At 34.0% G+C, this 11,823-nt stretch carries 10 protein-coding genes; 9 read left to right on the top strand and 1 reads right to left on the bottom strand.

The window, feature by feature from the left end; translation table 11 throughout:
• Positions 1–119 precede the first annotated feature (119 nt).
• From pyrD to KO509_RS01480, 5 genes are all read left to right on the top strand, one after another.
• A complete protein-coding gene (pyrD, locus tag KO509_RS01500) occupies positions 120–1,130 on the top strand; it encodes a quinone-dependent dihydroorotate dehydrogenase (protein ID WP_215971520.1) in 1,011 nt (336 codons plus the stop codon).
• A gap of 167 nt (positions 1,131–1,297) precedes the next feature.
• Entirely contained in the window at positions 1,298–1,777 is a 480-nt protein-coding gene (locus KO509_RS01495; protein ID WP_215971519.1) for a DUF3015 domain-containing protein, read from the top strand.
• Positions 1,778–1,871: 94 nt separating this feature from the next.
• Positions 1,872–3,731 (top strand): DUF4105 domain-containing protein, encoded by a 1,860-nt coding sequence (locus KO509_RS01490; protein WP_215971518.1) that lies wholly within the window; start codon positions 1,872–1,874, stop codon positions 3,729–3,731.
• A 118-nt stretch (positions 3,732–3,849) separates the two neighbouring features.
• Positions 3,850–4,407: a GNAT family acetyltransferase gene (locus KO509_RS01485; protein WP_252727332.1), complete on the top strand. Its 558-nt coding sequence runs from the start codon at positions 3,850–3,852 to the stop codon at positions 4,405–4,407.
• Positions 4,408–4,819: 412 nt separating this feature from the next.
• On the top strand, positions 4,820–6,517 hold the full coding sequence (locus KO509_RS01480) for a diguanylate cyclase (RefSeq protein ID WP_252727331.1): 1,698 nt from the start codon (positions 4,820–4,822) through the stop codon (positions 6,515–6,517).
• A 179-nt stretch (positions 6,518–6,696) separates the two neighbouring features.
• Here KO509_RS01480 and asnB read toward each other — a convergent pair whose 3' ends face one another.
• Entirely contained in the window at positions 6,697–8,361 is a 1,665-nt protein-coding gene (gene asnB / locus KO509_RS01475; protein WP_215971516.1) for an asparagine synthase B, read from the bottom strand.
• A gap of 328 nt (positions 8,362–8,689) precedes the next feature.
• Here asnB and KO509_RS01470 point away from each other — a divergent pair, with 328 nt between their 5' ends.
• The 4 genes from KO509_RS01470 to KO509_RS01455 all read left to right on the top strand — a co-directional run bounded on the left by KO509_RS01470 (position 8,690) and on the right by KO509_RS01455 (position 11,823).
• The gene (locus tag KO509_RS01470) at positions 8,690–9,196 is read left to right on the top strand and encodes a TlpA disulfide reductase family protein (RefSeq protein WP_252727330.1); all 507 of its coding nucleotides are present in this window, start codon (positions 8,690–8,692) and stop codon (positions 9,194–9,196) included.
• A complete protein-coding gene (locus tag KO509_RS01465) occupies positions 9,196–9,429 on the top strand; it encodes a DUF4266 domain-containing protein (RefSeq protein WP_215971515.1) in 234 nt (77 codons plus the stop codon). The genes KO509_RS01470 and KO509_RS01465 overlap by 1 nt, the downstream gene beginning before the upstream one ends.
• 96 nt (positions 9,430–9,525) lie before the next feature.
• Positions 9,526–10,845 carry a DUF3570 domain-containing protein gene (locus KO509_RS01460; protein WP_215971514.1) on the top strand — a complete coding sequence of 440 codons (1,320 nt, stop codon included), beginning with the start codon at positions 9,526–9,528 and terminating at the stop codon, positions 10,843–10,845.
• Positions 10,846–10,902: 57 nt separating this feature from the next.
• A complete protein-coding gene (locus KO509_RS01455; RefSeq protein ID WP_252727329.1) occupies positions 10,903–11,823 on the top strand; it encodes an FAD:protein FMN transferase in 921 nt (306 codons plus the stop codon).

Here is an 11,823-nt window from a genome sequence, read left to right as displayed (position 1 = left end):
AGCAATGTATAAATAGCGTGTTAACTGATAAAATCCTCGCCTAACTTATTAATGTTTAAGTTCAGCGGGGATTTTTTATTTCTGCTCCTACGCATAACTACTTTGAGGTTCTAGGTTCTATGTTCTATCCTGCTATTCGTAAAGTTTTATTTAAATTTGATGCGGAAACTATTCATGAATTGACAATTAAAGGGTTGAAAAGCACCGGTTCAACTCCTTTAAATTCATTTTATAAACAACGTATTAATGAAAAACCGGTTCATGTTATGGGGATAGACTTCCCTAATCCATTGGGCTTAGCGGCTGGATTAGATAAAAATGCAGAATGTATTAATGCTTTCGCTGCAATGGGTTTTGGTTTTATTGAAGTTGGTACAGTCACACCAAAACCACAGCCAGGTAATGATAAACCGAGAATATTTAGACTACCTGAAGCTAATGCCATTATTAATCGTATGGGCTTTAATAATAAGGGGGTTGATTATTTAGTATCACAAGTGCGGGCTGCTAATTTTGACGGTATTTTAGGGATAAATATAGGTAAGAATAAAGACACTCCAGAAGAAAATGCTAAAGATGATTACATTCATTGTATGCGTAAAGTGTATAATTTTGCCTCATATATCACGGTAAATATATCTTCACCCAATACACCAGGTTTAAGAGCGTTACAATATGGTGATGCCTTAAATGAATTATTGTCAGCATTAAAAGCCGAGCAAGCAAATTTAGCTAATCAATATGGAAAATATATCCCTCTCGCCGTTAAAATAGCGCCAGATTTGACGGAAGATGAAGTGAAATCGATAGCGAGATCATTAATGGACAATGGTATTGATGGTGTTATTGCAACTAACACTACTTTATCACGAGAAGGCGTTGAACAACTTGAGCATGGCACTGAGCAGGGCGGTTTAAGTGGCTCACCAGTTAAAGATAAAAGTACTACCGTTATTCGTATTTTAGCGGAAGCTTTAAATGATAAACTTCCTATTATTGGTGTTGGTGGTATCGCCTCTAGCAATGATGCCAATGAAAAATTGGCAGCTGGTGCAAGTTTAGTACAAGTTTATACTGGCTTTATTTATCAAGGTCCGCCATTAATTAAAGACATAGTTAATGGTTTGTAGCTGATATATCACACCAATGATGATAGCTAGAGTACTAATATAAAATTTTTTATTCTAAATTTAAATTTTTGTACGAATAAAGGTGAATTTGTTCAGAACATACATTAGAATGCGCACTCTAATATCAGTTGAATATTAGATAAATATCTAAATTATAGGGATTAATTATGAAAAAATTATTGATTGCATCTGCAATGTTAGTATCTACATCTGCTTTAGCTGATGCACCTGGTAGCCAAACTTGTGGTTGGGGTAACATGTTATTTGCTGGTCAAAGTGGTACGCCAAGTCATGTACTTGCAGCGACAACTAACGGTTCAACAGGTAACAATACTTTTGGTATGACTTTTGGTACTAATGGTTGTTCTACTGATGGTACGTTAACGTACGGTGGCAAGGAAATGATTGATGTTAGCATGATTATGGACGAGTTTAGTGAAGATGTTGCACGTGGTAATGGTGAAGCATTAACAGCAGTAGCTGTGTCTTTAGGTGTTTCAGAAGCTGAACGCGCGCATTTTGAAGCTACTCTTCATAATAACTTCGATACATTATTCCCTTCTGAAAATGCAACTACTGAACATGTTGTTAGTTCTATGTTTTCATTAATGAAAAATGATGAGATATTAGCTAAATACACTGTGTAGTATTTATTAAATATCTTTTAAAAGGCTACTTAAGGTAGCCTTTTTTATTACATTACTTATCCTAGTTAATTTAGTGTTTTTATTTTGAAATTTTATGAATCTTATTTTCCGTGTTCTCACCGTTCCTTTTATCATCTTATTGTCATTAAAGGTTTCTGCCGATAATTCAGTGGATACTTTAGCATTATCTCAAACTACAGAGTGGCGAGCATTACTGCATATAAGTACAGAAAAAAATAGTAGTCAAATAGAAAGCTATGTTGATGATAGTAAATTTTTTATCGCAGCTGATGGCTATAAAAACCCGCAAAACGAATTATTGGCAACGTTAAATGCCTTAAAAACTGATAGTGCTATTCAATGTAGGTACCCAGCTAGAACCGCTTTTTTACTTAACAATATTCCCGAATTATCTAATGAAGTTATTTCAGGTGACTGTACTGAGTATCTCAACTGGAGAAATCGTTTAAACACTAAATCAGTTGTACTGGTTTTTGCTTCTGCGCAACTGAACAGTCCTTCTTCAATGTATGGTCATACTTTTTTGCGGTTTGATACAGAAGAAGTTGATAATAATTCGACATATTTATCTTATGCATTAAATTTTGGTGCAACAGTACCTGAAAATGAAAATGGTTTTCTTTATGCGGCAAAAGGTCTTACTGGAGGTTATCCAGGAAGTTTTGCTGCCAACCCTTATTTTGAAAAAATTAAAGAATACAGTCGGTTAGAAAATAGAGACTTGTGGGAATATAAGCTGAACTTAACTGAAGATGAAATTGATAAAATGCTCTCTCATATATGGGAGTTACAGGGCATTAACTTTGAGTACTATTTTTTCGATGAAAATTGTTCATTCCGGTTATTAGAGTTACTTGATGTTGCAAGACCTGGGCTTTATTTAACTAACAATTTCCCTGTTACGGCAATGCCTCTAGATACGATAAGGGTAGTCGATGATGCGAATTTAATAGCTGACAAATACTACAGACCTTCGATTTTAACTGAGCTTGAAGCTCATTTAACGTTGTTATCAGCTAAAGAGCGAAAACTTGTTTTAGCGTTAAGTGAAGATATTAATGTTTTATTAGAGACTCGTTTTACAAACTTACCCACCGAAAATCAGCAACTTGTTGTCGATAGTACTTATCGTTATTTACGTTATAAAAATACCTTTAACGGACGTGATGTTGATATTACTCGTCGAAGTTTTGAACTATTACGGTATTTAAATAAAAATCCAACGGATCTAGATATCGTTATAGCGACGCCAACCAGCCCAGATCAAGGCCATAAAACAACAATGGTTTCTGTAAGTGTTGGCCAAGATGAAAAGAACAATTTTGCAGAATTTAAATACCGAGGAAGTTATCACGACTTAATTGATCCGTTAGATGGTTACTATGATGGTATGTCATTAAATATGGTGAATGTTAGCTTTAGAGTATATGAAAACGATGATATTAAGCTTGATAAAGCGGAATTACTGAATATTATTTCCTTGTCTGAGCGTAATGAATTTGTTTCGCCTTGGTCTTGGCAAGCAAATATAACTGTTGAACAACAATGGACAAGTAAAGAGGAAGTTCTTGTAACACAAGGTACCGCTGGTAGAGGGGTTAGTTACCGACCACTTAACAACAGTTATGTTTTTTTAATGGCAACAGGGCGATTAGAGTTTAATCGCAAGCTTGAAGCGTACACTAATATTGCCCCTGGCTTACATGCCGGGTTTATATATTATTGGCCTAAAACAAGTTTTTTATTAGAAGCAGAGCATTATCAATTTTTATTTGATCAAACGAAACGTAGCCGAATTAGTTTTCAACAAAATATACAAATAAGTGACTCGAGTAGTTTGCGTTTATCAGCTGGTTTTCACAAAGTAGATTCTAAAATTCATGATGCGAAACATTTTAATGAAGTAAAATTTGAATATAGATATTATTTTTAGTGTTGAAGGTATCAGCAACGGACATTAATAGTACTGTAGTGAGAAAGACAATATAGTATCACTGTAAAACAAACTTATAATTATTAATCACACGTAAGTGATCTTAGGTTTTTTAAATATGAATATTGAATTAAAAGTAGCAACGCTAGATAATATAGAAGAAATTTTGACACTGCATTATAAATATCAAATTGACTCAATTAGTGAGGAAGACAAGACCGATGGCTTTATAACAACAGCATTCACTAAAGCGCATTTAACTAGTTTAATTCAAGATGAAAAGGGACTTTTTATTGCTTGTGTAAATAATAAAGTGGTTGCTTATGCTATGGCTGCATCTTGGGATTATTGGTCACAATGGCCAATGTTCCAATTTATGATTGAAAACTTATATGACTCAACTTGTCATAAACAAGCTATTACCAAAACAAATTCTTATCAATACGGCCCGGTTTGTGTTGATAAAATCGTACGTGGGCAAGGTGTGTTTGAAAAAATATTTAACTTTTCGCTAAGTGAAATGTCTAAACGTTATCCAATAATGGTTACGTTTATTAATAAAATTAATACGCGTTCATATAAAGCACATACGAAAAAAACACCATTAAACGTTATTAATAATTTTGAATTTAATAATAATCACTATTATAAATTGGCTTGTAAAACAAAACGTTAAGTTTATTCAATAAGTGTTTTTTATTATTAGCTCTCTATTATTGCCTAACCAATAGAGAGCTGATACATTATGATCAAATATTAATGAGGAATACAAAGTAGTTGAATTCAATAATATTTATACAACAATGTTTTTATTTGTAGGTGCATCGACATAAAGAAAACCAAAATTTATACAGGATTATATGTTAAATAGAATTAACAACTCACATAATTATTATATTGTGTTTGCAAAGTGTCTAATTTTTATTCTCTTCATTTTTCTTAATAACAAACTGTTAGCTAAGACTAGCCCCATTGAATCAGCAGTTCAGTCAATCGATTATAAAACTGCTAAGAGCTTTATCAACAATCTAAGAGCGAATAAGCTTGATTATCTCAAGAATGAAAAAGAATTCCAAACTATATTTGAAATGAGTAAAAATAAATCTTGGGATGATATACACCTTGAAGCAGCTGTTTTATATAGTGAATTACTTTTTAGACAAGAACAATATGAAACCCTTAATCACCATATTAATGCCTATATAGAAAATGAAGGAATTAAGAAGCAGCGGGATTTATATTTACTATTACTTGAAGCTAAATTGAAGTACCTTTCTCGACATGAAGATCCTACAGCAGCTAAAGCATTAGCTAAGCAATTAGAAGAACAGGTATTACTTTCCAATGATAAAGAAAAGGTTATTATTTTTCGTGCCTTGTCTTATTACTATACTTCTGTAGATAAGCTTAAAAAAACGCTTGAGGTATCTGTAAAAGGATTAGAACTAGCAATAACTTATGATGATTTTTCATCGCAAGGCTTTTTTCTACGTAAAATAAGTGACGCTTATAATTTTTCAGATGAAAATGACAAAGCGTTAAGTTTCTCAAAACAAGCGATTATAGCTTACGAAAAAACGAATGATGAGCATTTAACCTCAAAAGCCTATTGGAGTATGGGCACTATACTGCAAGATAGGGGCGATAATGAAGGAGCGTTAGTGTACCTGAAAAAGGCATTGCAGTATTTTAAGTCAGTGAATATGCATACAGGTATTGCTTTTTCTCAATATATCATTTCAAGAATTGAATTTTCTGAAGGGCATTATGATGAAGCTTTGAGAGATATATATGACAATATTGCACTTGCTCGTGCCGCAGGTGTACATGATATGCATTTAGCATCGATGATTTTAGTAAGCGATATTTATATTGCACAAGGTTTAATAGAAAAAGCAAATGAGATAAATGATGAAGTTTTTGCTTTATTGGATAAGTTTAGTCGAAGTATTTATAAGTCTAATTTTTTAAGTAAACGGTATAAATTAAAACGGCAATTGGGCTTAGATGAAGAGGCTTTTGACGCCATTGAGCAAGAGCTTATCTTCACGAAAAAACATCTAGAAGCTACAAGTGAAAATAATATTAGAACACTACAAGTTAAATTTGAAGTAAAAGAAAAGGAAGCTGAAATACTTCGCTTAGCCCAAGTTAATGCTATGAGTGAATTTAAAGCTAAGGAAGAATATCAACAAAAAATAATTTGGCGTTTAAGTACGGTTATTGCCGTAATTTTGATACTTGTTTCATTATTTTTGATTAATAGACAAGTGAGTCAACGTAAAAAATATCATACGATTGCAAACACTGATTACCTCACTAGTTGCCCAAATAGACGAGGTATTATGGTAATGGCCGAAAACAGTTTATTTGATAACGAGTTAACTATTGCCATTGTTGATTTAGATTACTTTAAAAAGATTAATGATACTTTAGGTCATGATGTAGGTGATTTAGTGCTGATAGCTTTTGCCAATGCTGCCAGAAAAACATTAAGAGACCATGATAAATTTGGTCGTTATGGTGGTGAAGAATGGTTATTTATTTTACACACAACCAAAAAGTCAGTGGTAGATAATATTTTTAAACGTTTAAATGAAAATTTTGCTAATTATTGTATCGATATTAAAAGTGAGCATCCTGCTCTCGATTGGGATATCACTTTTAGTGTTGGAGCATCAATAACGAGTAAAACTAATAATAACCTTGATTTTTATATTAAAAACGCCGATGCGTTACTTTATCAAGCAAAAGCTGATGGACGAAATCAAGTCGTTATTGGTTAATTAACAGTTAATGAAAAGTGTCGACAAGCTATTGATAAAAATTATTGATAATAATAATTTTTTGATGGTTATGTTTTCTATAAAAATAAATGGTTAACAATGGGCAGGGATTACTTTTAGTGGGTAAACGTAAGAAAAACGATCGGCCCACTAAAAGTCTTAAGGTCACTTTTTATGTATTAATAACTTTCATTATGAACACTCAATACTGCACGACCCGATGGATCAGCATTGTTTTTAAAGCTTTCATCCCAAGCTAGTGCTTCTTCTGTACTACAAGCGACAGATTTACCACCAATCACACAATCAGCAGCAGTTGCTAATGGATATTTTTCTTCAAAAATAGTGCGGTAGTAGTAACCTTCTTTAGTATCAGGTGTATTTACCGGGAATCTGATATGAGCATTCTCAAGTTGTTGATCTGTTACTAATGTTTCAACGTGTGCTCTTAAACCATCAATCCATGAATAACCTACACCGTCAGAAAATTGTTCTTTTTGACGCCATAAGATTTCTTTTGGTAAATAACCTTCAAAAGATTCACGTAAAATAGCTTTTTCCATAACACCGTTACCACACATTTTATCTGCAGGGTTAATGCGCATTGCAACATCCATAAAGTTTTTATCTAAGAATGGTACACGAGCTTCAATACCCCAAGCAGACATTGATTTGTTAGCACGTAAACAGTCAAACTTGTGTAATCTATCAAGTTTACGTAATAACTCTTCATGGAATTCTTGAGCATTTGGCGCTTTATGGAAATATAGGTAACCACCAAATATTTCATCAGCACCTTCACCAGAAAGTACCATTTTAATACCCATGGCTTTAATTTTACGAGCCATTAAATACATAGGGGTAGAAGCACGAATAGTGGTTACATCGTAAGTTTCTAAATGGTAGATAACTTCTTTAAGTGCATCAATACCTTCTTGCTCGGTAAAGATAACGCTATGATGGGTAGTACCAATACTATCAGCAACTGTTTGTGCGGCGACTAAATCAGGAGAGCCAGCTAAACCACAAGCAAATGAGTGAACTTTTGGCCACCAAGCTTCAGCTAAGTCATTGTCTTCTATTCTACGAGCAGCAAACTTTTGTGTAATAGCAGAAATTAATGATGAATCTAAACCACCAGACAATAAAACACCATATGGTACATCCGTCATTAAATGACTTTTAACCGACTCTTCTAATGCTTCACGAATTTTAGTTTTGCTAGTCGTATTGTCTTTAATTGCCGCGTAATCTTGCCAGTTACGTTTGTAATATTTTTGTAATTTGCCAACACGGCTATCTAAAATATGCCCAGGAGGGAATTCAGATACTGTTTTACAAATAGGCATTAATGCTTTCATTTCTGAAGCAACATAGAAGTTACCTTCAGCATCATAACCTGTATATAAAGGAATAATACCAATATGGTCACGTGCAATTAGGTAGCTGTTGTCTTTTGAATTATATAAACAAAACGCGAACATGCCTTGTAGTTTATCTACAAATTCAGCACCGAATTCTTCATATAAAGGTAAAATCACTTCACAGTCAGAGGCTGTTTGAAATTCGTAATCAACAGTTAGGTTTTCTGCCAGAGCTTTATGATTATAAATCTCACCATTTACCGCTAAAACATTAGTTTTGTCATTGTTGTATAACGGTTGAGCACCATGTTCAGTATCAACAATTGATAAACGTTCATGCACGAGTATTGCATGGTCATTACTGTAAATGCCTGACCAATCTGGTCCACGGTGACGTAATAGGCGAGAATATTCTAAAGCTTGAGGACGAAGTGCATCAGCACCTGTTTTTATATCTAATATACCAAAGATCGAACACATTGAAGCGCTACTCCTTTAATTATTGTTGAATCGAATTGTGAGTAATTAGTGCTGTTACACTAATTAGTAACTGATACTTTGACAGCTCAGCAGTAAAAAGCAACCTAAATGTATAAAATAATGAAATAAAATTAAATAAAACTAATTTAAACAGCAAAAAAGCAAAAAATTAGCCAATTTATTTATTCAATTGATAAATAGCAGCTCTATATCAAAAAATCATATCAATAAAATTAGGTTCATTAAATTTGTTTAAGTATTCGTTAAGAAAAGAGACTTAAGCTATGGTTTAATGAATTATTAATCAAAACTTTAAACCAGGTGATACTTGAAAAACTTAATTAAACCAGTGCAATTCATTATAGGCTTTATTGTATTAGTAACTGTTACATTTACTACCAATGCACAAAGCAACCAAACCCCCGTAGCTAGTAGTAAAACTTTGTTAGAGCAAACGTTGCTTGAACATAAAGGTAAAGTGATTTATATCGATTTTTGGGCATCATGGTGTGTTCCTTGTCGTAAATCTTTCCCCTGGATGAATACAATACAAGACAAATATAAGCAACAAGGTTTTACGGTCGTTAGTATCAACCTAGACGCGAATAAAGCATTAGCTGAAAAGTTTCTAATAGAAATGCCTGCGAGTTTTCCTGTTATTTATGATCCTAAAGGTAAGCTAGCAAAACATTTTAATATTCAAGGGATGCCGAGCAGTATGCTTATTGGCCGAGATGGAACAATAAAATCACGACACACCGGATTTTTTACTAATAAAATTAAACAATATCAACAAGAAATTGAACAATTCTTAACTGAAAAAGAGGTTAAATAATGATGTCTACAATAAAAAATATAGTATTAATCGCTTCAACGCTGACGGTTACATCAGGCTGTTCCAGCTTAGGTTTGGGTGTTGAACCGTGGGAACGAGATTTATTAGCGAAGAAAGAGATGCTATTAAATGCATCGCCTGTTGACTCTGCGCTTGATGATCATATCTATTTCAGTAAAGAGGCATCAAGTGGTGGTAAAGGCTTTGGTGGCGGTGGATGTGGCTGTAACTAACCTTACATCATTATTTTACTACTTAGTATAGAAAATCGTGAGTTTTATGTACGTTAAATAAAATCAATAGTCTGTAATCACATCTGAAGAAAACATATGAAAAATATAACCGAAAAACCAAACATTAAAGCTGTGTTAACTATTGCTGCTGCAACGTTGCTTGGTACAAACAGTTTAGCTCATGCTGAATCAAATACGTTTGAGACAGAGCCAGATGAATGGAAGTTTGATACTGCCATTTTATACTATAGCGAAGCTGACAGAGTAAGTGCCGGTGAAGCTATTTTTAATGCACAAAAAACATTTGATACTGAAGAAATTTTAAATCTAAAATTAACCATCGATACTTTAACTGGTGCTTCTGCTAATGGTGCGGTAGCGCAACCCACAGTGCAAACATTTACTCGACCATCAGGTAATGGACAATATCAAATAGCGCCAGCAGAAACACCACTTGATGATACGTTTAGAGATACGCGTGTGCAACTTAACGCACAATGGACACAACCTATAGCACCTGACTATACAGCAAGTGGCGGGTTACACCTTTCTAAAGAATATGATTACTTGTCATTAGGTATCAACGGTAATATCGCTGTAGATTTTGATCGTAAAAACTCAACTTTTTCAGCAGGTTTTAGTTATTTTAAGGATACTTTCTCACCAGAAGGCGGGTTGCCGCAAGCTTTTTCATCTATGCTTATTGGTGATAGTAATGCTGACAGTTGGGATGATGATTTTTCAGCTACACGAATAGGGAGTGAGGACGATAAAACGACTGTCGATATTTTACTTGGTTTTACGCAGGTAATTAACCGTAGAATGTTGATGCAATTTAATTATTCCTATTCAACGGTAGATGGCTATTTAACAGACCCATTTAAAGTATTGTCTGTCGTCAATAATAATGGCGAAGCACAAGATTATATTTATGAATCACGTCCTGATTCTCGCGTGAAACAAAGTGTATTTGCTCAATCCTTATATCATTTTGATACAACAGTATTGGATGTGTCTTATCGCTATATGTGGGATGACTGGAAAATAAAGTCTCATACCATCGACTCTCGTTTTAGAATACCCTTAGGTGATAGCTTTGGTAAAGAAAGCTATTTACAACCACATTTTAGGTTTTATCAACAAAGTGCCGCTGATTTTTATCAACCATTTTTAATCGACAATGAGTCAATACCTGCTTTTGCTAGTGCCGATTACCGCATAGGAGAAATGACAGCTTATACTGTTGGTTTAAAATATGGCATGTTGGTTAATAATGGCCATGAATTATCTTTTAGAATTGAGTATTATAGTCAAAGACCAACCGATGCAGGTTTTGATGAGATTGGCGTATTAAAAAGTGTTGATCTTTATCCGAGTGTTGATGCGGTTATTGCGCAAGTAACTTACTCTTTCTAACGATATAGGTTTTCCTTTGTTTTATGTCGGAACAAGGGGTTTTAAATAGAGAATTTTTTGACTAAGAGCAGAGCCACTAACTTCATAACGAACAAAGACAGCTATAGTATTCAATTTAATGCTATGGCGAGTCCTTGTGAAGTTATTATACAAACAACAGACAAAGCATTAGCATTAATAATTGGTAATAGAGTGACCAAAGAGGTTTGGCGGATTGAAGATAAATATAACCGTTATAATCAAGATAGTCTTTGTACATTAATTAATAACAATGCTGGAAAACCTATTGCTATTGATGAAGAAACTTATCAATTGTTAGTTTTTGCCGATCAATGTTATCAATTGAGTGATGGCTTGTTTGATATCAGTTCAGGTGTTTTAAGAAAGGTTTGGCGCTTTCAAGGTCGCAATGAGCATTATGCAAAGTTTCCCTCGCAAACATCAATCAATACTGTTTTACCCTATGTTGGTTGGCATAAAATACACTTTGATCGCCAACAAATAACCTTAGCTAGAGGGATGGAAATTGATTTTGGTGGCATAGGCAAAGAATACGCGGTTGATCGCAGTATTATTTTAGCAAAACAGTTAACAGAGCAACCAGTTTTAGTTAATTTAGGTGGTGATTTGGCCGTTTCTGGTCCACGCTATAACAATGAAACATGGCAAGTTGCCATCGAGCATCCTGACGTTGATAGTCATATTAATCAAAATGCGGATATGATTATTTCACTCAAGTCAGGTGCGCTTGCTACCAGTGGGGATGCTAAACGGTTTTTGATAAAAGATAATATTCGTTATGGGCATATTCTTAATGCTAAAACAGGTTGGCCTATTGCGAATGCTCCGCGTTCAATTACCGCTGTTGCACCACAGTGTATTCAAGCTGGCATATTAGCAACATTAGCACTACTGCAAGGGAGTAATGCGGAACAATTTTTAACCGAACAAGAAATAAAATTCTGGTCAAGGAGATAA

The sequence above is a fragment of the Colwellia sp. C2M11 genome (assembly GCF_018860915.1).
In the GTDB taxonomy this organism is placed as follows: Bacteria; Pseudomonadota; Gammaproteobacteria; order Enterobacterales; family Alteromonadaceae; genus Colwellia.
The sequence above is the reverse complement of the archived record's forward strand: the minus strand, read 5'-3'. Positions and strand labels throughout refer to the sequence as shown.

Bases quoted from the DNA above. Each gene is read 5' to 3' on its own strand.
- pyrD (WP_215971520.1), top strand. From the start codon at position 120: ATGTTCTATCCTGCTATTCGTAAAGTTTTATTTAAATTTGATGCGGAA.
- KO509_RS01465 (WP_215971515.1), top strand. From the start codon at position 9,196: ATGATGTCTACAATAAAAAATATAGTATTAATCGCTTCAACGCTGACG.
- KO509_RS01460 (WP_215971514.1), top strand. From the start codon at position 9,526: ATGAAAAATATAACCGAAAAACCAAACATTAAAGCTGTGTTAACTATT.
- asnB (WP_215971516.1), bottom strand. From the start codon at position 8,361: ATGTGTTCGATCTTTGGTATATTAGATATAAAAACAGGTGCTGATGCA.
- KO509_RS01495 (WP_215971519.1), top strand. From the start codon at position 1,298: ATGAAAAAATTATTGATTGCATCTGCAATGTTAGTATCTACATCTGCT.
- KO509_RS01480 (WP_252727331.1), top strand. From the start codon at position 4,820: ATGAGTAAAAATAAATCTTGGGATGATATACACCTTGAAGCAGCTGTT.
- KO509_RS01485 (WP_252727332.1), top strand. From the start codon at position 3,850: ATGAATATTGAATTAAAAGTAGCAACGCTAGATAATATAGAAGAAATT.
- KO509_RS01490 (WP_215971518.1), top strand. From the start codon at position 1,872: ATGAATCTTATTTTCCGTGTTCTCACCGTTCCTTTTATCATCTTATTG.